Source organism: Embleya scabrispora DSM 41855, from assembly GCF_000372745.1.
Taxonomy (GTDB): Bacteria; Actinomycetota; Actinomycetes; order Streptomycetales; family Streptomycetaceae; genus Embleya; species Embleya scabrispora.
The window spans coordinates 91,382-115,866 of the sequence record NZ_KB889672.1 but is presented as its reverse complement, the minus strand read 5'-3'; the positions used below and the strand labels follow the sequence as shown (position 1 = coordinate 115,866).

26 protein-coding genes are annotated in these 24,485 nt (G+C 71.6%); 10 read left to right on the top strand and 16 right to left on the bottom strand.

The features are described 5' to 3' along the window. The first annotated feature begins 95 nt into the window (after window positions 1-95). A complete protein-coding gene (locus A3IC_RS0124310) occupies window positions 96-1,229 on the top strand; it encodes an adenosine deaminase (protein ID WP_020552668.1) in 1,134 nt (377 codons plus the stop codon). Between the two features lie 203 nt (window positions 1,230-1,432). Next, window positions 1,433-1,858 carry a hypothetical protein gene (locus A3IC_RS0124305; protein WP_158696080.1) on the top strand — a complete coding sequence of 142 codons (426 nt, stop codon included), beginning with the start codon at window positions 1,433-1,435 and terminating at the stop codon, window positions 1,856-1,858. Between the two features lie 181 nt (window positions 1,859-2,039). Here A3IC_RS0124305 and A3IC_RS56305 read toward each other — a convergent pair whose 3' ends face one another. The 5 genes from A3IC_RS56305 to A3IC_RS0124280 all read right to left on the bottom strand — a co-directional run bounded on the left by A3IC_RS56305 (window position 2,040) and on the right by A3IC_RS0124280 (window position 6,515). Next, the gene (locus A3IC_RS56305; protein ID WP_020552666.1) at window positions 2,040-3,074 is read right to left on the bottom strand and encodes a trypsin-like serine peptidase; all 1,035 of its coding nucleotides are present in this window, start codon (window positions 3,072-3,074) and stop codon (window positions 2,040-2,042) included. A 121-nt stretch (window positions 3,075-3,195) separates the two neighbouring features. Further along, a complete protein-coding gene (locus A3IC_RS0124295) occupies window positions 3,196-3,387 on the bottom strand; it encodes a PspC domain-containing protein (RefSeq protein ID WP_020552665.1) in 192 nt (63 codons plus the stop codon). A 100-nt stretch (window positions 3,388-3,487) separates the two neighbouring features. Beyond that, entirely contained in the window at window positions 3,488-4,153 is a 666-nt protein-coding gene (locus A3IC_RS62590) for a hypothetical protein (RefSeq protein WP_158696079.1), read from the bottom strand. Further along, complete coding sequence (locus A3IC_RS0124285) at window positions 4,150-5,841, bottom strand: sensor histidine kinase (protein ID WP_020552663.1); 1,692 nt, start codon at window positions 5,839-5,841, stop codon at window positions 4,150-4,152. The genes A3IC_RS62590 and A3IC_RS0124285 overlap by 4 nt, the downstream gene beginning before the upstream one ends. Next, complete coding sequence (locus A3IC_RS0124280) at window positions 5,838-6,515, bottom strand: response regulator transcription factor (protein WP_174861367.1); 678 nt, start codon at window positions 6,513-6,515, stop codon at window positions 5,838-5,840. Before A3IC_RS0124280 ends, A3IC_RS0124285 begins: the two co-directional genes overlap by 4 nt. Window positions 6,516-6,681: 166 nt before the next feature. Between A3IC_RS0124280 and A3IC_RS0124275 the strand changes: the two genes are divergently transcribed. The 5 genes from A3IC_RS0124275 to A3IC_RS68910 all read left to right on the top strand — a co-directional run bounded on the left by A3IC_RS0124275 (window position 6,682) and on the right by A3IC_RS68910 (window position 10,049). Then, window positions 6,682-7,305, top strand: coding sequence for a SigE family RNA polymerase sigma factor (locus A3IC_RS0124275; RefSeq protein WP_020552661.1), 624 nt, complete (start codon window positions 6,682-6,684; stop codon window positions 7,303-7,305). Window positions 7,306-7,559: 254 nt separating this feature from the next. Then, complete coding sequence (locus A3IC_RS66850; RefSeq protein WP_020552660.1) at window positions 7,560-7,892, top strand: hypothetical protein; 333 nt, start codon at window positions 7,560-7,562, stop codon at window positions 7,890-7,892. 121 nt (window positions 7,893-8,013) lie between these two features. Further along, window positions 8,014-8,742 carry a hypothetical protein gene (locus A3IC_RS66845; RefSeq protein WP_020552659.1) on the top strand — a complete coding sequence of 243 codons (729 nt, stop codon included), beginning with the start codon at window positions 8,014-8,016 and terminating at the stop codon, window positions 8,740-8,742. Beyond that, complete coding sequence (locus tag A3IC_RS56290) at window positions 8,739-9,761, top strand: endonuclease/exonuclease/phosphatase family protein (RefSeq protein ID WP_020552658.1); 1,023 nt, start codon at window positions 8,739-8,741, stop codon at window positions 9,759-9,761. The genes A3IC_RS66845 and A3IC_RS56290 overlap by 4 nt, the downstream gene beginning before the upstream one ends. Window positions 9,762-9,911: 150 nt before the next feature. Then, window positions 9,912-10,049: a hypothetical protein gene (locus A3IC_RS68910; RefSeq protein ID WP_020552657.1), complete on the top strand. Its 138-nt coding sequence runs from the start codon at window positions 9,912-9,914 to the stop codon at window positions 10,047-10,049. 151 nt (window positions 10,050-10,200) lie between these two features. On the opposite strand, the gene A3IC_RS0124250 is transcribed toward A3IC_RS68910, so the two are convergent. The 3 genes from A3IC_RS0124250 to deoC are packed head-to-tail and all read right to left on the bottom strand — an operon-like array spanning window position 10,201 to window position 13,488. After that, a complete protein-coding gene (locus tag A3IC_RS0124250; protein WP_026218672.1) occupies window positions 10,201-11,079 on the bottom strand; it encodes an aldehyde dehydrogenase family protein in 879 nt (292 codons plus the stop codon). Further along, window positions 11,072-12,508, bottom strand: a complete 1,437-nt coding sequence (locus tag A3IC_RS0124245; protein WP_020552655.1) for an aldehyde dehydrogenase family protein — start codon at window positions 12,506-12,508, stop codon at window positions 11,072-11,074. The genes A3IC_RS0124250 and A3IC_RS0124245 overlap by 8 nt, the downstream gene beginning before the upstream one ends. A 5-nt stretch (window positions 12,509-12,513) precedes the next feature. Then, on the bottom strand, window positions 12,514-13,488 hold the full coding sequence (gene deoC, locus A3IC_RS0124240; RefSeq protein WP_040877105.1) for a deoxyribose-phosphate aldolase: 975 nt from the start codon (window positions 13,486-13,488) through the stop codon (window positions 12,514-12,516). Window positions 13,489-13,582: 94 nt separating this feature from the next. Between deoC and A3IC_RS56285 the strand changes: the two genes are divergently transcribed. Then, window positions 13,583-14,167 (top strand): PH domain-containing protein, encoded by a 585-nt coding sequence (locus A3IC_RS56285; protein WP_020552653.1) that lies wholly within the window; start codon window positions 13,583-13,585, stop codon window positions 14,165-14,167. A gap of 31 nt (window positions 14,168-14,198) precedes the next feature. On the opposite strand, the gene A3IC_RS0124230 is transcribed toward A3IC_RS56285, so the two are convergent. The 4 genes from A3IC_RS0124230 to A3IC_RS0124215 all read right to left on the bottom strand — a co-directional run bounded on the left by A3IC_RS0124230 (window position 14,199) and on the right by A3IC_RS0124215 (window position 18,116). Then, on the bottom strand, window positions 14,199-14,540 hold the full coding sequence (locus tag A3IC_RS0124230) for a hypothetical protein (RefSeq protein WP_020552652.1): 342 nt from the start codon (window positions 14,538-14,540) through the stop codon (window positions 14,199-14,201). 222 nt (window positions 14,541-14,762) lie between these two features. Further along, the gene (locus tag A3IC_RS0124225; RefSeq protein WP_020552651.1) at window positions 14,763-16,457 is read right to left on the bottom strand and encodes a phospho-sugar mutase; all 1,695 of its coding nucleotides are present in this window, start codon (window positions 16,455-16,457) and stop codon (window positions 14,763-14,765) included. Between the two features lie 53 nt (window positions 16,458-16,510). Then, window positions 16,511-17,320 (bottom strand): purine-nucleoside phosphorylase, encoded by an 810-nt coding sequence (locus A3IC_RS0124220; RefSeq protein WP_020552650.1) that lies wholly within the window; start codon window positions 17,318-17,320, stop codon window positions 16,511-16,513. Window positions 17,321-17,675: 355 nt separating this feature from the next. After that, entirely contained in the window at window positions 17,676-18,116 is a 441-nt protein-coding gene (locus tag A3IC_RS0124215; RefSeq protein ID WP_020552649.1) for a gamma-glutamylcyclotransferase family protein, read from the bottom strand. 36 nt (window positions 18,117-18,152) lie between these two features. Between A3IC_RS0124215 and A3IC_RS0124210 the strand changes: the two genes are divergently transcribed. Further along, complete coding sequence (locus A3IC_RS0124210; protein ID WP_026218669.1) at window positions 18,153-19,571, top strand: NAD(P)H-quinone dehydrogenase; 1,419 nt, start codon at window positions 18,153-18,155, stop codon at window positions 19,569-19,571. Window positions 19,572-20,125: 554 nt separating this feature from the next. After that, on the top strand, window positions 20,126-20,944 hold the full coding sequence (locus A3IC_RS0124205) for a DeoR/GlpR family DNA-binding transcription regulator (RefSeq protein WP_020552647.1): 819 nt from the start codon (window positions 20,126-20,128) through the stop codon (window positions 20,942-20,944). A gap of 21 nt (window positions 20,945-20,965) precedes the next feature. On the opposite strand, the gene A3IC_RS56280 is transcribed toward A3IC_RS0124205, so the two are convergent. From A3IC_RS56280 to A3IC_RS0124185, 4 genes are all read right to left on the bottom strand, one after another. Beyond that, entirely contained in the window at window positions 20,966-21,571 is a 606-nt protein-coding gene (locus A3IC_RS56280) for a hypothetical protein (protein WP_020552646.1), read from the bottom strand. A gap of 28 nt (window positions 21,572-21,599) precedes the next feature. Then, on the bottom strand, window positions 21,600-21,734 hold the full coding sequence (locus tag A3IC_RS72635; protein ID WP_020552645.1) for a hypothetical protein: 135 nt from the start codon (window positions 21,732-21,734) through the stop codon (window positions 21,600-21,602). A gap of 119 nt (window positions 21,735-21,853) precedes the next feature. After that, window positions 21,854-23,620, bottom strand: coding sequence for an acetyl/propionyl/methylcrotonyl-CoA carboxylase subunit alpha (locus A3IC_RS0124190; RefSeq protein ID WP_020552644.1), 1,767 nt, complete (start codon window positions 23,618-23,620; stop codon window positions 21,854-21,856). A gap of 214 nt (window positions 23,621-23,834) precedes the next feature. Beyond that, window positions 23,835-24,047 carry a hypothetical protein gene (locus tag A3IC_RS0124185; protein ID WP_020552643.1) on the bottom strand — a complete coding sequence of 71 codons (213 nt, stop codon included), beginning with the start codon at window positions 24,045-24,047 and terminating at the stop codon, window positions 23,835-23,837. Window positions 24,048-24,485: the final 438 nt, after the last annotated feature.

Genomic DNA, 24,485 nt, shown 5'->3' with positions numbered 1-24,485 from the left:
CCCCCTCCCACCCCCCAACCAAGCCGCCCAACAACACACACGAAGCCACCCAAAAAAGCACCACGATCTACGCGCGTAGGCAGTAAAGTCCTTTCATGTACAGCAGCCACCCGAACACGCCCGCTGCCTCGCCCACGGCCGAGCAGATCCGGCGTACCCCCAAAGTCCTGCTCCACGACCACCTCGACGGTGGGCTGCGTCCCACCACGATCATCGAACTCGCCGAGGCGGTCGGCTACGACCGCCTGCCCACCACCGACCCCGAAGCGCTCGGCACCTGGTTCCGCGAGGCCGCCGACTCCGGCTCGCTGGAGCGCTACCTGGAGACCTTCGACCACACCGTGGCGGTGATGCAGACCCGCGAGGGCCTGTTCCGCGTCGCCGCCGAATGCGCCGAGGACCTCGCCGCCGACGGCGTGGTCTACGCCGAGATCCGCTACGCCCCCGAGCAGCACCTGGCCGCCGGCCTGACCCTGGACCAGGTGGTCGAGGCGGTCGACGAGGGCTTCCGCGAGGGCGAGCGCCGCGCGGCCGCGGCCGGCAACCGGATCAAGGTCGGCGCGCTGCTCACCGCGATGCGGCACGCGGCCCGCTCGCTGGAGATCGCCGAACTCGCCAATCGGCACCGCGACCTGGGCGTGGTCGGCTTCGACATCGCGGGCGCCGAGGCGGGCTTCCCGCCCACGCGTCACCTGGACGCGTTCGAGTACCTCAAGCGGGAGAACAACCACTTCACCATCCACGCCGGCGAGGCGTTCGGCCTGCCCTCGATCTGGCAGGCGCTCCAGTGGTGCGGCGCCGACCGACTCGGACACGGCGTGCGGATCATCGACGACATCACGGTCAAGGACGACGGCAGCGTCGAACTCGGCAGGCTCGCGGCGTACGTGCGGGACAAGCGCATCCCGCTGGAGATGTGCCCGACCTCGAACCTGCAGACCGGCGCCGCCACGTCCTACGCCGATCACCCGATCGGCCTACTGCGCCGACTCTATTTTCGGGTGACCGTGAACACCGACAACCGTTTGATGAGCGGGACGTCGATGACACGGGAGTTCGAGCACCTCGTCCAGGCGTTCGGCTACGGCCTGGACGACCTGCAGTGGTTCACCGTGAACGCGATGAAGAGCGCCTTCCTGCCCTTCGACGAACGGCTCGCGATGATCAACGAGGTGATCAAGCCCGGCTACGCCGCGCTCAAGTCGGAATGGCTTTTCGGTCGGAACTGACCTTTCGCGGGTGCGCCCGCCCGATTCGGACCCGTTCGGATCGCGGGCGCACCCCCGAGCCCCCGCCGCGCGCAGGCGAACGGGCGGTCGAGCCCGACCGAAGGGGGCGTTTTGCGCATTCCGCGTTCGGTTCGCTACGTTGCGATCTCACTTCGTTACGGGGTGTATTTCGCCCCGCCCGAATCGAGAACCCGAGGATGCACATGCGATCGGTAACGCGTAAGGCGGCCATCACGGCCGGACTCGGTGCGGCACTTGCAGTGGGAGCCGCGGGCTCCGCGAGTGCGACGCCGGTGACCGGCCTGGTCGAGGATCTGGCGCCGTCCACCTCGACGGCCCAGTCGGCCATGCCGGACGCCGCCACGCCGTTCGCGGTGAGCCAGGTCGCCGACGCACTTCCCGTCGGCAAGGTGCTCACTCCGGGCCAGTCGCCCCTCGACAGCCTGGCCGCGAACGTGGCCGAGGGCACGGCCCGCGACATGCAGCAGGGCATGGGCGACATGGCCGAGCAGAGCGGCCCGGCCAAGGGCGGCCTGGGCTCGCCGGTCAGCGCGCTGCCGACCGAGCAGCTGTCGACGGGCGCGTCCTCCCCGCTGGGCGAATCGCCGCTCCAGGGCCTGTCCCTCTAGCATCCGCACCGGGTTCCGCCCCTGCCGCCGAGCCGGGTCGTCGGCGCGGAGCCGGTCGCTCCTGTCGCGACGCGAGCCGTGTCCATCGCGCGTCGGTCCTGCGCGAGGACACGGCTTCGTCATGCCCCGACGGTGATTGCCCGGGCGTCGCCGCCCACGGCACTACTCGCCCACGGCACTACTACAGCGAGTCGTACATGTCCTTCGCCACGTTCCCCAGATACGGCCCGGTCATGGTGCGCGACGCCGGCGAGGTCACCCCGAGTGAGACGTTGCTGACCAGGAAACTTCGCCCGTCGACCTCGGCGAACCAGCCCCCGCCGGAGGAGCCGCCGGTCATCGTGCAGCCCATCCACAACATGTCCGGCTGCGGCCAGCCGTCCTCGCGGAAGTCCGTGGTCGGCGACGAGCAGGTGTAGAGCGTGGTGCCGTCGTAGGGATCGTCACCCGGATATCCGAAGGACTGCACGCGAAGGTGTCGCGGTGCGTTCCAGTACACGTCCGCGCCCGGCCCCACCGCGTCCTCCAGCGTGCGACCGGCGCGCGAGTCGACGATGAAGGCGCCGTAGTCGAACGGCGACGCACTCGCGTCCTTGCCGCCCGGATCGGCGTTCTGCGCCCACTGGGGGCTCACCTTGATCCGCCGGGCCGGCCAGCGCCCGTACGGCTCGCGCTCGGTCGGTGTGCGGCCCGCGCCGTTGTACCCGGGCACGAAGGTGACCCGGTCGTAGAAGGTCCCGTCCCGGCCCCCGTGCAGGCAGTGCCCCGCCGTCCACACCATGTTCCCGCTGGGGTGATGCACGACGGTGCCGCTGCATTCGGCGACGCCGTCCGGCATCCGGAAGAAGATCTTGCCCCGGATCGCCACGTCCGGCTCGGTGTACGGCGCGGCCACCCGGCGCGCCTGGATCGTCGGCGGCCGGCGGAAGTCCGCGTCGGGGCGTTGCTGCTCCTGGTCGGGCAGTTGCGGCTGCTCCTGACCGGGGGAGATCTCGTTGCCCCGGGGCTTGGCCTCGTCCTGCCGGTTCTGATCCCAGAACCCTCGGGTGTCCTCGACGTCGCGGTCGCTGTACTGCTTCGAGTTCATCGCCTGCGTGCGCCCGGCCTCGACCGCCAGGGTGCCGCTCAGCACCAGCCCGACCAGGGTCACCAGCACGCCGGCGAACACCGACATGGTGACGATGAGGTTCTTGTTGTGCGTGCTTCCCGGTTGCATGTCCCCGCCCCCCGACCGAGCGCCCGGCCCGGAATCCTCCGGTCCCGCGAGACCACTCGATCGACCCGCCTACCCATCCGTTGATCGGATGATAGGCGCCGGCGCGGTCGGGCCGTGCGGCTCAGTCCTGGGGCAGCAGGATCCACAACGCGATGTACAGCAGGAACTGCGGGCCCGGCAGCAGGCAGGACAGCACGAACACCACACGCACGGTGGTGACGGACCAGCCGTAGCGGCGGGCGATCCCGGCGCAGACGCCGGCGATCCGGCGGCCGTGTCGCGGGCGGCTGAGAATCGCGGTGCTCATGGTCATGGCGGTGCCTCCTCGATGCGACGACACCGGGTACGGCGTCGTCGTACTTCGAAGGTAGGCGGATCCACACCCGGACACATCCGCCGCAGGGCCCGGCCGGTCATCCGCCTCGGGGACTAAGGGACTTCCCGGAGGGGCGGGCCTGCGGCCAGTCCTTCTCGAACGCCGACGGCGAGCCGGTGGGCGGCGGTGTGGCCGCGTTCTTGCGGCTGATGTCGAGGTAGCTCTCGCACCGGTAGCTCTCCGGCGCGGTGCGCCGCCCGGCGAGCAGTACCGTGTCGCCGCCGGACGCGCTCTGCAGCGTGCAGACCACCTGGCCGAGGGCGATCGTGGCCAGCGCCGACAGCGGCGCGTCCAGCCGGAACAGGGCGGGCGGATCGCCCTCGCGCCGATCCGCCGCGGTCAAGCCGCCGGCGGGCAGCGCGGTGGTGTACCCGTCCAGCGCCTCGGCGTCGTTGGGGCCCAGGTGCAGCTCCTCCAGGAGCTGGTTGACCTGGTCGGTGCGCGCCTTGTCCGGGACCGCCTCGGTCGGCCGCAGCAGCAGCCGGCCGCCCCGGGGCAGCGCCTGCAGTCGGTTGTCCTTCACCAGATACACGATGTGCCGCTCCGAGCCGGGCAACTGGCTCTGCGCGGAAGGCGCCGTCCGGTTGGCCGGCTTCCCGGCGCCCACCGGTCCCTCGGTCGGCCGAATCCCGCACGACGTGAGCGCGGCGAGCACGCCCGTCGTCGCGAACACCACGATCGGGAGCCGCCGCCGAGGTCTCAACGCCCGCCTCCTCGCTCGTCGTGCCTGCCGGAGTGGATCCCGCCGCCGTCGCCGAGGTCCGACCCGACCCGCTTCGCGGGTCCGGCGATCTCGGCATTCTCGGTGTTCTCGGCGTTCTCCGCGTCGAGGTCGGCGTGCACGCCGTCGTCCTCGACCCCCTCGTCCGGGTCGATTATCTCTTCGAGCTCGGGCGGCACCAACGGCAGGCGCAGGGTGAACTTGGCGCCGCCGCCGGGCATGTTCGAGGCGAACGCGGTACCGCCGTGGATGCGGGCGTTCTCCATCACGATGGACAGGCCCAATCCGCTGCCCTCGGAGCGGGCCCGCGAGCTGTCCGCCTTGTAGAAACGGTCGAACACGTGCGGCAGCACGTCCTCGGGGATGCCGGGACCGGTGTCGGAGACCTCGATCACCAGGTCCTGCTCGCCCGGACCGGCGAGCATGCCGGGCAACGTGGCGCGCGGCTCGTGGTGGATCTCGACGGTCACCGGCGAGCCGCCGTGCCGCAGCGCGTTGCCGACCAGATTGGAGACCATGACGTCCAGTCTGCGCGGGTCCACCTTGGCCAGGATGCCCCGGGGTGCCCGAAGGTCCACCGCGTCCATCCAGGCGCGTGCGTCCAGGCACGCGGTGACCAGGTCGGTGATGTCCACCTCGTCGGCCACCAGCGCCGCGGTGCCCGCGTCGAAGCGGGACACCTCCATCAGGTCCTCGACCAGCGTGGCCAGCCGCTCGATCTCGGCGACCACCAGCCGCGCGGCGGGCGCGCCCTGCTCGCCGAGGCTGTCCGCCTCCTCCTCGAGCAGCTCGCTGACCGCGGTCATCGCCGCCAGCGGGGTGCGCAGCTCGTGCGAGACGTCCGCGACGAACCGGCGCGAGGAGGACTCCAGCGCGCGCAGCTCGGCGACGCTGCGCTCCAGCTTCTCCGCCGCGTCGTTGAAGGTGCGGGACAGGTCGGCGAGTTCGTCCGAGCCGCGCACGTCCAACCGGGTGTCCAGGCGGCCCGCGCCCAACTCGCGCGCGGCGTGGCCCAGTCGGCGCACCGGCCGCAGGATGTGCCGCGCGGCGAACAGCGCGACCACCGCCGCCGCGCCGAGCGCGAGCAGGGTGCCCACGATCAGGTAGCGGGCCAGCGAGTTGAGGTCGGCCTGCTCGTCCTTGAGCGACTTGAACATGTAGCCCGTGGGCCCGTTGGGCACCACCCGGGTGCCGCCGACGAGGTAGGGCTGCCCGTCGATGTCGATCCGCTGGAAGTACATGTGGAAGCCGCCGTTGTTGTCCGCGGTCTGCACCACGCGTTGCAACTTGGCGGGCACTCGTTCCAGCGGGAACCGGGTCGGGTTGGAGGCGACCGGGCGGCCGTCCGCGCCGACCAGGACCACGGAGTAGCCGAAGCTGCTTTCCCGCATCTGATCGACGGCGGGCCCCAGGTCGGCCTGGTCCGGCTTCTCCGGCAGGTTCGCGGAGACCCGACCGAGGTTGTCCCGGAACTCGGTGAGCACCGAGTCCTGCGCGCGCTCCAGGACGGCGGTACGCGTCAGCCAGTAGGCGATCCCGGACGCGGCCACCGCGGAGATCAAGGCGACCAGCGCGAAGGCGACGAGCACCCGAAATCGCAACGAGCGCAGCTTCAGCGTCGGGGCGACCCGGCGGACGATGCGGCGTACCAGCGGCGGCCGGCCCGTCACTGGGGCGGGTCGAGGCGGTAACCGACGCCCCGGACGGTGCGGATCAGCGTCGGGGCGGACGGAGTCTGCTCCACCTTGGCGCGCAGCCGCTGGACGCACGCGTCCACCAGACGCGAGTCGCCGAGGTAGTCGTGCTCCCACACCAGACGCAACAACTGCTGCCGGGACAGCGCCTGACCGGGGCGCCGGCTCAGCTCGACCAGGAGCCGCAACTCGGTCGGGGTGAGCTGGAGTTCCTCGCCGGCCTTGGTCACCGTCATCGCATTGCGGTCGACCACCAGGTCGCCGAACACCGACGCGTCGGACACCTCGCGCTCACCGCGGCGCAACACCGCGCGGATCCGGGCGTCCAGCACGCGCGGCTGGACCGGCTTGACCACGTAGTCGTCGGCGCCGGACTCCAGCCCGACCACCACGTCGATGTCGTCGTTGCGCGCGGTGAGCAGGATGATCGGCAGCGAGTCGGTGCGGCGGATCCGCCGGCACACCTCGAAGCCGTCGATGCCCGGCAACATCACGTCGAGCACGATCAGGTCGGGGCGCTGCTCGCGCCACCGTTCCAGGCCGGCCTCACCGGTGGCAGCGGTGACCACGCGATGGCCCTGGCGCCCCAGGGCGAGTTCGAGTCCGGTTCGCACGGACTCGTCATCCTCGATAAGCAGCAGGTAGGGCACGCAGGCCATTGTGTCTGACGTCACGGCTGGGAAGAACACGGGGAGGCCCCTTCCGGTTCGCCGACCGAGGTCGCTGTTGCATACCTGTGACAGCTCGCCGACGTGACGATGAAGCCCGCCCAGCAGGCTGTACATCGTGAACGAGCGCCGAACCGGGGGAGAAGTCATGCAGTCCCAGACGCAGTCGCAGGGCATCCGCAAGGACAACCGCCGTACCGTCGTCGCCCTCGCTCCATTGAACGGAAACGCGCGTAGCGCTCCGTGCGCGGACAGTGTCGACGACGAATTCACCGCGTACGTCCGGGAGCGCCGGTCGGCCCTGTTCGCCACCGCGTACCACCTCACCGGCGACCGCAACGAGGCCGAAGACCTGTTGCAGAGCGCGCTGATGAGCACGTACCAGGCGTGGGGTCGGATCCAGGACAAGGCCGCGTTGGGCGGTTACCTGCGCCGCACGATGACCAACCTGCACATATCGGCCTGGCGTCGGCGCCGGATCAACGAGTACCCCTCGGAGGAGCTGCCCGAGCGTCCGGACGGTTCGGACTCGATGGGCGACACCGAGCTGCGCGCGGTGCTGTGGCGTGCGCTGGCCAAGCTGCCCGAGCCGCAGCGCACCATGCTGGTGCTGCGCTACTACGAGGGTCGTACCGACCCCGAGGTGGCCGAGGTGCTCGGTTGCAGCGTCGGCACGGTCAAGTCGAGCATCTGGCGCGCGCTGCGCCGGCTGCGCGAGGACGACGCGCTGAGCTTCGGTGCCGACGAGGCGTTCGCCGAACTCGTCGCCTGACCCGCGCGGGTCGTGCGTGCTCGTCCGTCCGCCTTCTCGTGCCGGCTTCCGCTGTGCAGTTGTCACGATCGGTGGTGATGTGTCCCGGGCCGGGTGTCTCTCATCGGCAGGGACGGCGGATGGGGCTGTGACGGTTCCGTCGAATTCGGAGCGGATTCGGGACATCGGCGCACGGGGCGCCGAATTGCGCTCGACGTAGCCGAGTGGCTACGTTGCGTGGTCAATCCTCTGGTCGACAGGGAAGGGCCACCGTTATGTCCTCCGTTCTTCGCACCGCGCTCGCCGCCACGTCCCTCGGCGCCGCCGCCGCGTTCGGCATCGCCGGCAGTGCCACGGCCGCGCCGATCGCACCCGACGGGATCTCCCGGACCGATGTACCCGCCGCCGGCAAGGGTGCCGCCGCCGCGACCGAGGCCGTGCTCGGCGTCGCGCAGCGCGCGCAGCTCAACCCGATGAACGGCGGCGGTGTGAACCCGCTGTCCAACAGCGTCGGTACCGAGGTCGGCGACGCGCCGGTCGGCACCGACCTGGTCACCGGCGACCTCGCCGACGGAATGACCGTGCAGGACGCCCTCGATCGCCTCTGAGCCGCCCGCCCACCGCACCCGGGCCCCGGTCCCCGGAGGAGCCGGCCCGGACGCTGCTCCCGCCGCCGAGGCCGTGCCCGTCTACCCTGAGCCGCGAACGTGGCCACGGGGAGGCAGTCGGATGCGGCAGGAAACGGATCGTTTGCGGGAACCGGCGGCATGGGCGCTGGTCGGCTTTCTGGCGTTGCAATTGGCGGTCGACGCGTTGCGCGTCCTGTTCGGTGTGGGGTCGGGGGTGCACGGCTTCCGGGCACGGGCCTACGGCGGTCAGTCCGCGCTGCTCGACGTGCTCACGCCGGTGCTGCTCGCCGGCGCGGTGTTGTTGGTGACCCATGCGGGACGGCCCACACCCAGGGCCCGGGTGATCACCCGGGCCGCGCTGGGGGTGCTCGCCGTGCAGGGCATCGCGGGGGTCGCCGTGGCGCTGGGCGGTCTCGCCTACGACGGCGGCGGGTTCGCCGACATCCCCGCCGGAGCCCGGGTCGAACAAAGCGCGGTCAACGTCGGCGTGCTGGTCCTGTTCGCGCTGTGCGCGTACTTCCTGATCGTCGTCCTGGGCGCGCCGAGCCCGCCGACGGTCACCCGCGGCAAGTCGCTGCCGCACCAGGAATGGCCCACGTACGGGCGTGACGCCACGGGCGCGGGCCGGCCGGCCGCGCCGTCCGGGGCCCACCCCGTGCCCGAGCACACCGGGACGCAGGTCGCGGCGCCGTACGCACACGGCACCGCTTCCGCGCCGGCGCCGGGTCCTGCGGCCGACCCGACGCCCGGCTCGGCGCCCGGTGCCGCCGTGCCGCCTCGGCCGACCGCGCCGCCGCCGGCCCAGACCTACGGGGGGACCCGGCCGTGACCGCCGAGGTCGAGGCGGAGCCGGTGGAGGAGATTCCGCCCCCGCCTCGACTGTGGCGGTTGCGGCGCCGGGTGCGCACGGTCGGCCGCAGCGTGGTCGGCCTGGTCTTCGCGGGCGCGGTGCTGGTGACCGGTGCCCGGCTGCTCGTGTTCGACGCGATGTGGCCGGTGGCCATCGTGACCGTCTTCGCGCCCTACGCGGCGGCCGCCTCGGTGCTCGTGCTGCTCGGCGCGGCGCTGTTGCGGATGCGGCTGACCCTGCTCGTCGCGCTGGGCCTGGTGGTTGTACACACCCTGTGGATGTTGCCGCGGCTGAGCGCCGCCGACGGTCCGGTGCCCGGCGGGGCGCGGTTGCGGGTGATGACCTCCAACGCCTACTTCGGCAAGGCGGATCCCATCCGGATCACCGAGTTGGTGCGGCGCGAGCGGGTGGACGTGCTGGCCGTGCAGGAGTTGACGCCGGAACTGGCGACCGGCCTGGAGCAGGCCGGCCTCACCCGGGAACTCCCGTACACGGCCGGTCACGGCGAACCCGGCGCCGCCGGGCTGGCGATCTACGCACGCCGGCCGCCGGCCGAGGAGCGGTTGTTGCCCGAACGGACCACGATGCCGATGCCCGGCGCCACCGTGGAGGTGGACGGGCGCCGGATTCGCATCCAGGGCGTGCACACCATCCCGCCGATGCGCGGGCAGGCCGGGCAGTGGGCGCACGACATGGACGCGCTGCGCCGCGAGGCGGAGCGGCGCACGCTGCCGGTGATCTTCCTCGGCGACTTCAACGCGACCTCGGACAACGCCTCGTTTCGTGCGCTCACCGGCGCCGGGCTGCGGGACGCGCACCAGGAGCGCGGCCGGGTCCTGGTGCGCACCTGGCCGATGGCGTACTTCCACGGCCTGCCCGCGCTGTTCGGGATCGACCACGTCCTGGTGGCCGGCGGGATCGACGTGGTCTCGGTGTCCGAACACCGTGTGCCGCACACCGATCACGCCGCGGTCATCGCCGAACTGTCGCTGCGCTGACCATTCGTCAAGATCCCGTCAGGAACGCCCTCGCCTGCGTCGAAGCCGCGTCAAGAGGCCCGAAACGGCCGCTGCGCGCGGCTAGCGTCGAGTCTCGCAAGGCAGTTCGCCCAGGCGACTGCACTTTCGAAACTCCGAGGATCCGATCGCATGTCCGCTCTGTTCGCGCTCTTCGCCGTCGTCGTGATCGCCCGCGTCCTGGCCACCTGGAAGCTCTCCACCCGGCGGCCGGCCGATTCGACCGGCCCGGCGACGGACACCCGCGCCGACCACGTGCTCGCGGCCTGAGCCGTCCCGCGGTCGCGGTTCGAAATCGCACGGTGGAGTCATGCGTCGGGACGCCGGCCGCGATCCGCGCGTCGACGTAGCACCGGCCCGTCACCCACGTGGGTGACGGGCCGGCGATGCGTCGTGGCGAACCGGACGAGCGGTCCGGCGGTCAGTGTCCGGTCGGGTGCCAGACCGTCCGGATCTCGGTGAACGCCAGCATCCGACCCGTCCCCGGGTCCGCGGACCAGTCCGGCTCCTTGGCCTCGGGGCGCAGCACGCGCTTGAGGTTGTCCGCCGCGGCGATCTCCAGGTCGCGCGCCGACGCGACGCCCGCGTCCGGCGCCACGCCGGTCAGGTCGATCGCGTTGACGTCCTGGTGGGACGCGAGCGTCGGGGCGATCTCGGCCGGGTGACCGGTCAGGATGTTGATCACGCCGCCCGGCAGGTCGGACACGGCGAGCACCTCGGCGAAGGACAACGCGGGCAGCGCCGAGGCGCCGGCCGCGAGCACGACGGCGGTGTTGCCGGTGGCGATCACCGGCGCGACCGCACTCGTCAGGCCCAGCAGCGACGAGCGTTGCGAGGCGATCACCGCGACCACACCGGTGGGCTCGGGCGTGGACCAGTTCGCGAACGGGCCCGCGACCGGGTTGGCACCGCCCGCGACCTGGGCGAGCTTGTCGGTCCAGCCGGCGTACCAGACCCAGCGGTCCACGGCCGCGTCCACCGACGCGAGCGCCTTGGTCCGGCTGATCCCCTCGGCCTCGGCGACCTCGGTCGCGAACTGCTCGCGCCGACCCTCCAGCATCTCGGCGATCCGGTACAGGATCTGGCCCCGGTTGTAGGCGGTGGCGCCCGACCAGCCCGGGAACGCCTTGCGCGCCGCGACGACCGCGTCCCGGGCGTCCTTGCGACTCCCGCGCGGCGCGTTCGCCAGGGTCCGGCCCTTGCTGTCGGTCACCGCGTACACCCGCCCGCTCTCGGACCGGGGGAACTTGCCCCCGACGTACAGCTTGTAGGTCTTCAACACCTCAAGGCGCTCAGACATCGAGGTAGGCCTCCAGCCCGTGGCGGCCACCCTCGCGGCCGAAGCCCGACTCCTTGAACCCGCCGAACGGCGAGGCCGGGTCGAACTTGTTGAACGTGTTGGTCCACACGACGCCGGCCCGCAGCCGCTGCGCGGTCCACAGGGCCTTGGCGCCCTTCTCCGTCCACACTCCGGCGGACAGGCCGTACGCGGAGTTGTTCGCCTTCTCCACCGCCTCGGCGGGGGTGCGGAAGGTCTGTACGGTCAGCACCGGGCCGAAGATCTCGTCCCGGGCGATCCGGTGTGCCTGGGTGACGCCGGTGAACACCGTCGGCGGGAACCAGAAGCCCTTGCCGGGCAACTCGCCGGCCAGGGACCAGCGCTCGGCGCCCTCGGCCTCGCCCGCCGCGACCAGTTCCCGGATCCGGGAGAGCTGTGCGGCCGAGTTGATCGCGCCGACGTCGGTGTTCTTGTCCAGCGGGTCGCCCACGCGCAGCGTCTTGATCCGCCGGGTCAGGCTCGCCAGCAGCTCCTCGGCCACCGACTCCTGCACGAGCAGGCGCGAACCGGCGCAGCAGACCTGGCCGCCGTTGAAGAAGATGCCCTCGACGATGCCGTCCACGGCGGAGTCGATCGCCGCGTCGTCGTAGACGATGTTCGCGGCCTTGCCGCCGAGTTCGAGGGTGACCCGCTTGCGGGTGCCCGCGATCGTGCGGGCGATCTCCTTGCCCACCGCGGTCGAGCCGGTGAACGCGACCTTGTCCACGTCCGGGTGGGCGATCAACGCCCGTCCGGTCTCGCCGGCGCCGGTGACGATGTTCAGCACACCGTCCGGCAGTCCGGCCTCGACACAGATCTCGGCGAACCGCAGCGCGGTCAGCGGGGTGGTCTCGGCCGGCTTGAGCACCACGGTGTTGCCGCCCGCGAGGGCCGGCGCCACCTTCCAGGCCAGCATCAGCAGCGGGAAGTTCCACGGAATGACCTGACCGGCCACGCCGATCGGCTTGGGATCCCTTCCGAAGCCGGCGTGCGCGAGCTTGTCGGCCCAGCCCGCGTAGTGGAAGAAGTGCGCCGCCACCAGCGGGATGTCCACGTCGCGCGACTCGCGGATCGGCTTGCCGTTGTCGATCGACTCCAGCACCGCGAGCTCGCGCCCGTGCTCCTGGATCAGCCGGGCGATCCGGAACAGGTACTTGGCCCGCTCCGCGCCGGGCAGCGCCGACCACGACTTGAACGCCCTGCGCGCGGCCTTGACCGCGCGGTCCACGTCCGCCTCGCCGCCGACCGCGATCTCGGCCAGCACCTCTTCGGTGGCCGGGTCGACGGTCTTGAGCCGGCCGCCGTCCGCCGCGTCGGTGAACTTTCCGTCGATGAACAGCCCGTACGCCGGGGCGATGTCGACGATCGCGCGCGACTCGGGCGCGGGCGCGTACTCGAATGGGTTGCCCATGGGTGTCAGTCCACCGTCACGTAGTCGGGGCCGGAGTAGCGGCCCGTGGCCAGCTTCTGGCGCTGCATCAGGAGGTCGTTGAGCAGGCTGGAGGCGCCGAGCCGGAACCAGTCCGGGTCCAGCCAGTCCGCGCCGACCGTCTCGTTGACCAGCACGAGGTACTTCATCGCGTCCTTGGTGGTGCGGATCCCGCCCGCCGGCTTGACGCCGACCTGGCGACCCGTGGCCTCGCGGAAGTCGCGGACCGCCTGGAGCATCACCAGGGTCACCGGCAGTGTCGCGTTGACCGCGACCTTGCCCGTGGACGTCTTGATGAAGTCGGCACCCGCGAGCATCGCGAGCCACGAGGCGCGGCGCACGTTGTCGTACGTCGACAGTTCACCGGTCTCCAGGATCACCTTGAGGTGGGCGCTGCCGCCGCCGGCGGCCGCGCTGCGCGCGCAGGCGGCCTTGACCGCGACGATCTCGTCGAAGACGGCCCGGTAGTGCCCGGCCAGGAACGCACCACGGTCGATGACCATGTCGATCTCGTCCGCGCCGGCGGCGACCGCGTAGGCCACGTCGGCCAGCTTGACGTCGAGCGAGGCACGCCCGGAGGGGAACGCGGTCGCGACGGCGGCGACGTGCACGCCGGAGTCGCCGAGCGCTGCCTTGGCCTCGGCGACCAGGTCGCCGTAGACACAGATCGCGGCGGGCCGGGGCGCGTTCGGGGCGCCCGGGTCCGGGTGCAGTGCCTTCGCGCACAGCGCCCGGACCTTGCCCGGGGTATCGGCACCTTCCAAGGTGGTCAGGTCGATCATCGTGATGGCGAGGTCGATCGCGGCGACCTTGGCATCGTTCTTGATCGAGCGCGTCGCGAGCATTGCTGCCCGCGCTTCGGTTCCGACCCTGTCGACGCCGGGAAGACCGTGCAGAAAGCGTCGAAGGGCCGCTTCGGACGAGGTGACCTCGGCCGGGTCGGCGAGAATTGCAGACGGCATGCTCACAAGACGAGCATATCTACTCGCGTAGCGTCGGGCCCAGCGGTCCGGTCGAGCCAAACCCGACCGGTGCCGTGCGGCACAATCACCGGACATGAGCAGCGATGAGGACATCACCACGTATCGCTCCCGGCCGGCGATGGCCGTCGGGGTGCTGTTGATCGCCGTCGGGATGTGGATGGTGATCGACACGCTGATCCGCGGCGAGGGCCGAACCAAATGGCTCGCCGTCGCCGTCGTGATCTTCTTCGCGATCCTGGTGGTTGCCCTCACCCTGCGCTCGGCCGTGCTGGTGGGGCCGGAACGGCTGGTGATCCGCAACCCGTTCCGCACCATCGTGGTGCCGTGGGGCGCGGTCGAGCGGGTCCGGGCCGAGTACTCGATCGAGGTGCGCGCGGACGAGAAGACGTTCCACATCTGGGCCATTCCGGTCTCGCTGCGCGAACGCAAGCGCGCGCTGCGCCAACAGGGCCGCGCGGCCGCGGAGGACCCGTACGGCCACGGTGCCCACGACCTGCCCCAACTCTCCCGCGCCGACCAGGTCGTGGACGACCTGCGCGGGATGAGCGAGCAGTTCGCCAAGAAGTCCACCGGCCCGGTCCAGGTCCGCTGGTCCCCGGAAATCCTCGGCGGCCTCGTGGTCTCGGGCGCGGCCTCGCTGCTCCTGGGCCTGCTGTAGCGCCGAGGCGATCCGGAGCCCGTGCCCGGGTTCAGCGCGCGCGCCGCCGCAATACCCGCGCCGCGCTGTGGAGCACGATCAGGGTGCCGGCCGCGGCCAGTGCGGCGACCGTGACATGGCCGGCCCACGGCCCGCCGATGTCGGGTCCGCCCCATGCCGCGATGTCCTGCGCGGAGGAGTGGAAGAGCGAGTCGGCGCTGCCGGAGAGCAGCGGGTAGGCCACGCCGAACGCGAGCACCGGCAGCACCGACACGCCGCCGACGAAGGTCGCGAGGGCCGGGATCGAGCGTCCCGCCTTCGCCCACTGCCAGACGTGCCGCAGACGAGCGCGCAGGGGAGTGTTCCGGACGGAGGAGTGGGTCAGGGTGGTCATGGCGTTCTCTCGGAGCCGGGGTCGACTGGACGCTTCCACGATCCGCCGGCAACCCGCTCGGGCACATCCGTCCGAAGGGCCACGTCCACCCCGTACCGCGGTACCACCCGACCCCGGGCCCGTCCCCCGAACGGCTCGGGACCGGGCGATACGTCGGCGGGGCGGGTCGGCCGATCGGCCGCCCCGCCCCGCCCGCCGACCGGTTCGCGTCGGCCGCCGTCCCTACATGCCCAGCGTCGTGGCCAGGTCCCGCTTCAGCCGCTCCAGCGCCGCGTGTGCCGCCGCGCGGGCGGCGTCGATGCCGACTTCGGCGACCCGGTTCGGGTCGACCACGACCTCCAGGTAGGCCTTGAGCTTGGGTTCGGTCCCGGACGGCCGCACCACGACCCGACCCGCGAGCAGGCCGGCGCCGTCGCCGGCCAGCGTGTAGCGCAGGCCGTCGGTGGGCGGCAGGCCGTCGGCCGCCGGGTGCAGCAGGTCCTCGGCGGTTGCCACGGCCAGGTCGCCGAGCGTCTTCGGGGCCTGCTCGCGCAGTCCCCGCATGGCCTCCGCGATCGATTCGAGGCGGTCCACCCGCACCGAATACTGGTCGGTCGCGTACAGCCCGTACCGGCCGGCGATGTCGTCCAGCAGACCGGGCAGCGTCCGGCCGTCCCGCTTGGCGCCGGCCGCGAGTTCGGCCAGCATCAGCGCCGCGGTGACGCCGTCCTTGTCGCACACCCCGGCCGGGTCCACGCAGTAGCCCAGCGCCTCCTCGTACGCGAAGGCCAGGTCCGGCACCCGCGCGAGCCACTTGAAGCCGGTCAGGGTCTCCGTGTACGCGATCCCGTTCGCCCGCGCGATCGCGCCCAGCAGCGAGGAGGACACGATCGTGGTGGCCAGTACGCCGTCGGTGCCCCGGCGGGCGACCTCGGCGCCGAGCAGCGCGCCGACCTCGTCGCCGCGCAACATCCGCCACCCGCCCGCGACGGTCGGATCCGGCACCGCGACCGCACACCGGTCGGCGTCCGGGTCGTTGGCGATGACGATGTCCGCGTCCTCGGCGAGCGCGGTGCGAAACGCGAGGTCCATCGCCCCGGGTTCCTCCGGGTTGGGGAACGCCACGGTCGGAAAGTCCGGGTCCGGGTCCGCCTGTTCGGGCACCGGTCGCACGTCCGCGAAGCCCGCGCGATCGAACGCGCCGAGCATCACGGTGGTGCCCACGCCGTGCATCGCGGTGTGCACGATGCGCACGTCGCGCGGCCCGGCCGGGTCGACGACGGTCAGGGCGCGGTCGAGGTAGGAGTCGATCAGCGCCTCGCCGAGCGTCTCCCAGCCGTCCTCGGCCATCGGCACGTCGGCCGGCGAGCGGACCGCGGCGATGTTCCCGGCGATCTCCGCGTCGGCGGGCGGCACGATCTGCGACCCGTCGCCGAGGTAGACCTTGTAGCCGTTGTCGCGCGGCGGGTTGTGGCTCGCGGTGACCATCACCCCCGCGACGCAGCCCAGATGCCGGATCGCGAAGGCGAGCACGGGCGTGGGCAGCGGCCGGGGCAGCAGCAGCGCGTGCAGCCCGGCCGCCTCCATGACGGCGGCGGTGTCCCGGGCGAACACGTCGGACTTGTGCCGCGCGTCGAACCCGATCACCACCGCATTGCGCGTCGCGGCGGGGGCGGCCGTGTCGGTGAGGTACACGGTCTTGAGGTAGGCGGCCAGCCCCGCCGCCGCGCGGATCACCACCGCGCGGTTCATCCGGTTCGGTCCCGCCCCCAACTCGCCGCGCAACCCCGCGGTACCGAACTGGAGCAGCCCGGCGAAGCGATCCGCGAGGCCCTCCCGGTCGTCCGTTTCGAGCAACGCCTCGAGTTCGGCCCGGGTGTCCGGGTCCGGGTCCTCGGCCAGCCAGGCGCGCGCGATCTCGATGATGTCGCTCAACACGGACTCCTCGGTGCGGAAGGGATCAAAGAGGGCGGGACGGGGCTTGCGCGCGCTCAGATGCGCGGCAGGACCTGGGTCAGCAGTCGGCCCATGCGCTCGGCGGACGCGCGTCCGGCGGCCAGGACCTCCTCGTGGTTGAGCGGTTCGCCGGTCATCCCCGCGGCGAGGTTGGTGACGAGCGAGATGCCCAGGATCTCGGCGCCGGCCTCGCGTGCGGCGATCGCCTCGATGGTCGTGGACATGCCGACGAGGTGCCCGCCGATCGCGCGGACCATGCCGATCTCGGCCGGGGTCTCGTAGTGCGGGCCGGGGAACTGCACGTACACGCCCTCTTCGAGGTCGGGCTCGACCTCGCGGCACAACGCGCGTAGCCGCGGCGAATAAAGGTCGGTCAGGTCGACGAAGTTGGCCCCGACGATGGGCGACGCGGCGGTGAGGTTGATGTGGTCGCTGATGAGCACCGGCTGGCCGGGTACGAAGGACGGCCGCAGGCCGCCGCAACCGTTGGTCAGCACGACGGCCTTGCAGCCGGCCGCGACCGCGGTGCGCACGCCGTGTGCGACGGCCGCGACGCCGTGCCCCTCGTAGAGGTGGGTGCGGCCGAGGAAGACCAGCGCGCGGCGGTCGCCGATGACCAGCGAGCGGACCGTGCCCGCGTGGCCCTCGACGGCGGGCGGCGGGAAGCCGGGCAGCTCGGTGACCGGGAACTCGTGCTCCGGTTCGCCCAGCATGTCGGCGGCGGGCACCCAGCCAGAGCCCATGACGAGCGCGATGTCGTGCGTGGCGGCACCGGTGAGCCGCTGAAGGCTTTCGGCGGCCTCGGCGGCGGCCGTGTACGGGTCGTGGCTATCCAATACGTTCACATCGATGAGCGTAAATGCTGCACCTGCGAACAGCGTGGGCGGGGTCTATGCGCGTAGAAGACTGTGATACGACCGCAATGACAGCGGGAGGCGATTGGCACTGATCAGTGGCGATATGTCCGCTTGGGGAAGTCGACCGCGCCGGGCCCGGCCGCGATCACCGGCGGGAGCGGCGCGGGTGACGACACGCCCTGGGCCACGTGCCGTCGTCCGGTGGGGCCGTACCGGACCTCGCATGGCGACGCCTCACCCGTCGGCGGTGGGCCGACGGCGCGACGGCGCGGCGGACGGGCGGGCGACGCGGGTCGCCGACGGCGGTCGGCCGGGTGTGGCCGACCGCGCGTGCCTGGCCGGGTTACGAGCAGGGGCGGTTGCGGAGTTCCTTGACGTAGTCGTCGGGGGCACCGGCGGACTCGGCCGACTCGGCGACCATGCCGAGGTAGCGCGCCGAGGGCAGGCCGCCCTCGTAGTCGTTGAGGACGTACAGCCACGCCAACTGCTCGCCGAAGAGCGACTCCACCCGGACCCGGACCTTGCGGTACAGGCCCAGCGGCATGCCCTCCCAGCGGTCGAGGTCGGGCTCGTCCATCTCGGCCAGGTCGTACAGCGCGACGAATACCTGGGACAACTCGTCCTCGACGACCGTGGCCAGCGATCCGTCCCAGCCCAACTGCTCGCCGCCGAAGGTCAGCCGCCAGCCGGGCAGCCAACCGGTGTGGCGCAGAGGGGAGTGTGGGGCACGCCGAGCCATCTGCCGCGCGTCGAGGTTGCTTGCGTACGCGGCGTAGAGGGGCATGGCCGCAGCCTACGCGACGCGCGGGCATGGGAGAGAATGACACCCGTGACTCGGATTGTGATCGTAGGCGGAGGACCCGGCGGGTACGAGGCGGCTTTGGTCGCGGCACAGCTCGGAGCCGAGGTGACGGTGGTAGAGCGCGAAGGTGTGGGTGGTGCGGCTGTACTGACGGACTGTGTCCCGTCCAAGACCCTGATCGCCACGGCCGAGGTCATGACGAACTTCGCCGACTCGCACCACGAGCTCGGTATCTACGTCGACGACGGCACCCCCGGCACGCTGGATCGCCCGATCGTGGGCGTGGACCTGGGCGTGGTCAACCGCCGCGTGCTGCAACTGGCCAAGGCCCAGTCCAACGACATCGCGCAGAGCGTCACGCGCGCCGGCGTGCGGGTGCTGCGCGGCACCGCCCGCCTCGACGGGCCGCGCCGCGTGGTGGCCGACCTGGCCGACGGCACCGAGCGCACGCTGGACGCGGACGCGATCCTGATCTCCACCGGGGCGCACCCGCGCGAGATCCCGGGGGCGGAGCCGGATGGCGAGCGGATCCTGAACTGGAAGCAGATGTACGGCCTGTCCGAGCTGCCGCGCGAGCTGATCGTGGTCGGCTCCGGTGTCACCGGCGCCGAGTTCGCCGGTGCGTACCAGGCGCTCGGCTCGAAGGTGACCCTGGTCTCCAGCCGCGACCGGGTGCTGCCGGGCGAGGACCCGGACGCGGCCGAGGTGCTCGAAGGAGTGTTCCGTCGGCGTGGCATGCGAGTGATGTCGCGCTCGCGCGCGGAGAGCGTCAAGCGGGACGGGGACAGCGTCATCGTCACGCTGACCGACGGCCAGATCGTCGAGGGCAGCCACTGCCTGGTCGCCGTCGGCGCGATCCCGAACACCGCGGGCATCGGCTTGGAGGAAGCGGGCGTCTTCCTCAAGGACACCGGACACGTGCGGGTGGACCGGGTCTCGCGCACCACCGCGAACGGGGTGTACTCGGCGGGCGACTGCACCGGCGTGTTCGCGCTCGCGTCCGTCGCGGCGATGCAGGGCCGGATCGCGATGTACCACATGCTCGGCGACGCGGTGGCCCCGCTGAACCTCAAGGCCGTGTCCTCGAACGTGTTCACCGATCCCGAGATCGCCACGGTGGGATATACCCAGGCGTCGATCGACGCGGGCGAGATCGACGCGCGCGGTGTGAAGCTGCCGCTGTCGCGCAACCCGCGCGCGAAGATGCAGGGCATTCACGACGGTTTCGTGAAGCTGTTCTGCCGCCCGGGTACCGGGATCGTGGTCGGCGGTGTGATCGTGGCGCCGCGCGCGAGCGAGTTGATCCACACCGTCGCACTCGCCGTGGACCTGCACTTGACGGTCGACCAGATCGCCAGCGGATTCACCGTCTACCCCTCCCTTTCGGGCTCGATCGCGGAAGCCGCCCGGCAATTGCACCGGCGCGAGCGTTCCTGACCGCTCCGGGGCGAATCGGCCGGGCCGATCCCGGGGTGCCGGCGATCCCGCCGTGACGATCGCGCCGCGCCGACCTTTATCGACGCGGCCCACCCCGGGGGCGGCCCCTGCGGCCAAGATCAATACGGCTTCAAGATCATTCCGACCGGAGGCGGGTGGCCTCCGGCGTGCGAGGGGCGCGCGGAATTCGGATTCAGCGCTCCCGGGGACTCCACTTACGGGTGGCTTTTCTCGAACATCCGCTGTGCTCCGACGTCGCCGCGCATACTCGAATCGGACCGCGTGTGATCGCCGCCTCGCGGTGTGTTCCGCATCCGTCGAGTCCGGCTGACGCGGAATCAAAATCGGTGTACGCAACGGTATCCGGCTCCGGGTGGACAGCGTTATGGTTGGCCCTCCCGAACGCTGCGGCTTCGCTGCGCCCGGAAACCGAAGCGGTCTTATCACTTTGATGAACAAGTTCGGGTAAGAGTCGCAAGCGGCTGATAAGAGCCGGTCGTTCGCGTTACCTTCGTCACGTGTTCGCAGCAGAGCGTCGTCAACTGATTCTTGAAATGGTGCGGGCCAACGGAGCGGTGTCCCTACGGGAACTCGCCCGGGTGGTCCAGACGTCCGAGGTGACGGTTCGGCGGGACGTGCGGGCCCTGGAAGCCGAAGGGCTGCTCGACCGTCGGCACGGTGGAGCGGTGCTGCCCGGTGGGCTGTCCCGTGAGCCGAGCTATTCGCAGAAGACCCACCTCGCGGCGGCGGAGAAGGCGGCCATGGCCGACCTCGCGGTCTCCCTCGTCGACGAGGGGGACGCGATCGTCGTGGGCGCCGGCACCACCACGCAGGAGCTGGCCCGCAGGCTGGCCCGAATCCCGGGCCTGACCGTGGTCACCAACTCCCTCCTCGTCGCGCAGGTCCTCGCCCACGCCAACCGGGTCGAGGTCGTGATGACCGGCGGCACGCTGCGCGGGTCGTCGTACGCGTTGGTCGGCAGCGGAGCCGAGCAGGCCCTGGCGGGTCTGCGCGTGCGCCGCGCGTTCGTGTCCGGCAACGGGCTGACCGCCGAGCGTGGCCTGTCCACCCCCAACATGCTGTCCGCGAGTGTGGATCGCGCCCTGATCCAGGCCGCCCACGAGGTCGTCGTCATGGTCGACCACACCAAGATCGGTGTGGACACCATGTTCCAGACGGTGGCCCCCGAGCGCATCACCCACCTCGTCACCGACGAGGACGCTCCCGGCCCGGAAAGCGAGGCCCTGGCCGAGCTGGGCGCACAGGTGCACATCGCCCCCCTCCCGCAGCGGGCCGTTCCCGGCGCCCGCGCGGAGTTCAACGGGGAGCGGATGCGGGACATGCGCGTCCCGGGGGTGATGCCCGACCAGTGATCACGCCCCCACGATCAGGTGTCACTCGCCGACTGCCCGGCGCCCCCCGGGCAACGAGTTCCGCACCTGTTCGACCAGGTCCCCGCCGAACGCGCCGAACCCCGTCGCCGACCACACGCTGCGCGTCGCCGGGATCTCGTAGTAGGGCAGGTATGCCCCGTCGGCGACCCGCTGGGTGAGGATGTCCGGCATCGTGCGCTCGCTCCCGGCGATCAGGCACGTCCAACACGCCGGTACCGGCGCGGCCAGACCTCGCATCGCCCGACGCATCGTGGCGTGCGCGGCGCCGTGCAGCGGGTTGAACAGACAGACCGAGACGTCGAATCGGTGATGCGCGTCGACGCCGTCGTCCGAGCCGGCCGACCCGTCGGGCTCCGCGGCCGCCTCCAATGCCCGCACACCGTGCCACACCAACACCCACGCGCCCGCGAGATCGGGCAGATCCTCGGCGTTCCGCAACACCCACGAAGCCGCCTCGCGCGCGTCCAGGGCGCGCAACTGCGCCGCCAACGCTGCCGGCCGTGCGGTTGGTACGAGTGCCTGCGTGTGTCGGGTCGACTCGGCGAGTCGTTCGGTCACGTCCTCGCCCAGCCACGCGACCTGTTCGGCGCGTGCCCGTTCGAGCAACTCGGGCGGAACCGAGAAGGCCGCCGGTTCACCCCGACGCGGTGCGGCGCGGGGGCGAAAGCGCCGACCGGGCCGCGCGTCGACGATCGGACCAGCGCATGCCCAGGCCGATCCCGGCGCCACCGGCCGCGACGGCGGTGGCGATCAGGAAAAACAGGTCCAAGCCGAACCCCTCGGGCTTCGGTTCACGGAAAGGATCGCCCCCGCACCGAGGCGTCGGGCGGGGGCGATCGTGTCATCCGTCGGGATCGGGGTGTGATCCCGGCCGGGTCCTGCTTCGGGTCAGTCCTTGATCTCGCAGAGCACCGCGCCGGACGTGACCGTCGCGCCGACCTCGGCGACCAGGCCCTTGACGGTGCCGGCCCGGTGGGCGTTGAGCGGCTGTTCCATCTTCATCGCCTCGAGGACCACGATCAGCTCGCCCTCGGCGACCTGCTGACCCTCCTCGACCGCGACCTTGACGATGGTGCCCTGCATCGGGCTGGCCAACGAGTCGCCGCTCGCCGCGGCGCCTGCCTTCTTGGCACCGCCGCGCTTGGGCGCCTTCTTCCCCGCGGCCGGGGCCGCACCGGACGCGCCCAGGCCCGCCGGGAGGGTGACCTCGAAGCGCCGACCGTTGACCTCGACCACGACCGTCTCGCGCTCGCCGGCCTCCTCGGCCGCCTCCGCGCCGCCGCCGAACGGGGCGATCGTGTTCTCGAACCCGGTCTCGATCCACCGGGTGTGCACGGTGAACGGGTCGGTCGAGCCGTCGAGCTCGGGCGCGAACGCCGGGTCCACCACCACCTCGCGGTGGAAGGTGAGCGCGGTCGCCATGCCGTCGACGACGAACTCGTCCAGCGCGCGCTTGGCCCGCTGGAGCGCCTGCCCGCGGTCGCGACCGGTGACGATCAACTTCGCGAGCAGCGAGTCCCACGCGGGACCGATCACCGAGCCCTGCTCGACGCCCGAGTCCAGGCGTACGCCCGGGCCGGACGGCGGCAGCCACTTGGTGACCTCGCCGGGAGCGGGCAGGAAGCCGCGCCCCGGGTCCTCGCCGTTGATCCGGAACTCGAACGAGTGACCGCGCAGCGGCGGGTCGTCGTAGCCGAGTTCCTCGCCGTCGGCGATCCGGAACATCTCGCGCACCAGGTCGATGCCGGTGACCTCTTCGGTGACCGGGTGCTCGACCTGGAGACGGGTGTTGACCTCGAGGAAGGAGATGGTGCCGTCCTGGCCCACCAGGAACTCGCAGGTCCCGGCGCCGACGTAGCCGGCCTCCTTGAGGATGGCCTTCGACGCGCGGTACAGCTCGGCGTTCTGCTCCTCGGTCAGGAACGGCGCGGGCGCCTCCTCGACGAGCTTCTGGTGCCGGCGCTGGAGCGAACAGTCGCGGGTGGACACGACCACCACGTTGCCGTGGGTGTCGGCCAGACACTGGGTCTCGACGTGCCGCGGCTTGTCCAGGTAACGCTCGACGAAGCACTCGCCGCGGCCGAACGCGGCCACCGCCTCGCGCACCGCCGAGTCGTACAGCTCGGGAACCTCTTCGAGGGTGCGGGCCACCTTGAGGCCGCGCCCGCCACCGCCGAAGGCGGCCTTGATGGCGATCGGCAGGCCGTTGGCCTTCGCGAACTCCACCACTTCCTCGGCACCCGAGACCGGGTCCGGGGTGCCGGCGACCAGGGGCGCGCCGGCCCGCTGGGCGATGTGCCGGGCGGCCACCTTGTCACCGAGATCGCGGATCGCCTGCGGCGGCGGTCCGATCCAGGTGAGGCCGGCGTCCAGCACGGCCTGGGCGAATTCCGCGTTCTCCGACAGGAATCCGTATCCGGGGTGGATGGCGTCCGCGCCGGAGTCCTGGGCGGCCTGCAAAACCTTGGCCACGTCCAGGTAGCTCTCGGCCGGAGTGTTTCCGCCGAGCGCGTGGGCCTCGTCGGCCACCCGCACGTGCAGAGCATCCCGGTCCGGCTCGGCGTAGACGGCCACACTGGCGATGCCGGCATCCCGGCATGCTCGGGCGACGCGGACCGCGATTTCCCCACGGTTGGCGATGAGTACCTTGCGCACGATCTGGCTCCCTCCTCAACTGCGGAGAGTCTAGGGATTCGAAGGCGGGCACAATTCGCCGCCCCACCTCGTCATGGGTACGGCAACCCGCCATGTTCATGGCCTGCGGTGGAGCTGCCGGCCACGTTGCCGGTGGGGTCAACGTACTCCGAACGTGGTGGGCACCGATGCTCGGGTATAGCTGAAACGTGTTCCAGTTTTTTGTCGGGTCCGGTCAACCGCCCAGACAGTCACCACCGGAGGAGCGTCCCAGCAGCCCGCTTTCGGGCACGTTCGCGCCCGCCATCTTCCCGCAGTGCTTGCAGGCTTTGGCCCACGGATTGCCGGTCGGCCCGTCGGGCCCGTACTGGTACACCCACTCGTGCTCGTTGTGACCGTCGGCACACGTGTCCCACGCATTGCCCGGTTCCCGTACGTCTCGCGCCATCGACCCTCTCCTCGCACTGTCCCGTGCGCAGGCTACGAGCGCATGCCCCCAGGAGAGGGCGAAACACGCAAACCACCTGGCGCGGGGTCGCCTGGCGGCGGCCGGGGGCAGGTGGTTGCCCGGGGCGAGGGGGCGAGGGGGCGGGGTCAGGCGGTGGGGTCGGTGAGGTCGGCGGTCGGGGTCAGGGGCTCGCGGATGATGCCCGCGTGGCCGGCGTGGCGGGTGCGTTTCAGGACGGCCGGGCACGGTTCGCTCGCTCCCGGGCGTCGGTGCGGCCGTCCGCCGCCCGGATCAGGGCGGCCCGCCGAGTGGCGAGGTATCCGACAGAGCGTCGCGTTCGCGTTCCACGTCCACGGTGTCCGCCCATCACGACCGTCTTCCGGATCTCGCCGGGCGGTTCGACCTCGCCGCGCCCAACCTGTGCGTCGCGTCGGCCGA

Bases quoted from the DNA above. Each gene is read 5' to 3' on its own strand.
- A3IC_RS0124310 (WP_020552668.1), top strand. From the start codon at position 96: ATGTACAGCAGCCACCCGAACACGCCCGCTGCCTCGCCCACGGCCGAG.
- A3IC_RS0124305 (WP_158696080.1), top strand. From the start codon at position 1,433: ATGCGATCGGTAACGCGTAAGGCGGCCATCACGGCCGGACTCGGTGCG.
- A3IC_RS56305 (WP_020552666.1), bottom strand. From the start codon at position 3,074: ATGCAACCGGGAAGCACGCACAACAAGAACCTCATCGTCACCATGTCG.
- A3IC_RS0124295 (WP_020552665.1), bottom strand. From the start codon at position 3,387: ATGACCATGAGCACCGCGATTCTCAGCCGCCCGCGACACGGCCGCCGG.
- A3IC_RS0124275 (WP_020552661.1), top strand. From the start codon at position 6,682: ATGCAGTCCCAGACGCAGTCGCAGGGCATCCGCAAGGACAACCGCCGT.
- A3IC_RS66850 (WP_020552660.1), top strand. From the start codon at position 7,560: ATGTCCTCCGTTCTTCGCACCGCGCTCGCCGCCACGTCCCTCGGCGCC.
- A3IC_RS66845 (WP_020552659.1), top strand. From the start codon at position 8,014: ATGCGGCAGGAAACGGATCGTTTGCGGGAACCGGCGGCATGGGCGCTG.
- A3IC_RS68910 (WP_020552657.1), top strand. From the start codon at position 9,912: ATGTCCGCTCTGTTCGCGCTCTTCGCCGTCGTCGTGATCGCCCGCGTC.
- A3IC_RS0124250 (WP_026218672.1), bottom strand. From the start codon at position 11,079: ATGTCTGAGCGCCTTGAGGTGTTGAAGACCTACAAGCTGTACGTCGGG.
- A3IC_RS0124245 (WP_020552655.1), bottom strand. From the start codon at position 12,508: ATGGGCAACCCATTCGAGTACGCGCCCGCGCCCGAGTCGCGCGCGATC.
- deoC (WP_040877105.1), bottom strand. From the start codon at position 13,488: ATGCCGTCTGCAATTCTCGCCGACCCGGCCGAGGTCACCTCGTCCGAA.
- A3IC_RS56285 (WP_020552653.1), top strand. From the start codon at position 13,583: ATGAGCAGCGATGAGGACATCACCACGTATCGCTCCCGGCCGGCGATG.
- A3IC_RS0124230 (WP_020552652.1), bottom strand. From the start codon at position 14,540: ATGACCACCCTGACCCACTCCTCCGTCCGGAACACTCCCCTGCGCGCT.
- A3IC_RS0124215 (WP_020552649.1), bottom strand. From the start codon at position 18,116: ATGCCCCTCTACGCCGCGTACGCAAGCAACCTCGACGCGCGGCAGATG.
- A3IC_RS0124210 (WP_026218669.1), top strand. From the start codon at position 18,153: ATGACACCCGTGACTCGGATTGTGATCGTAGGCGGAGGACCCGGCGGG.
- A3IC_RS0124205 (WP_020552647.1), top strand. From the start codon at position 20,126: ATGGTGCGGGCCAACGGAGCGGTGTCCCTACGGGAACTCGCCCGGGTG.
- A3IC_RS0124185 (WP_020552643.1), bottom strand. From the start codon at position 24,047: ATGGCGCGAGACGTACGGGAACCGGGCAATGCGTGGGACACGTGTGCC.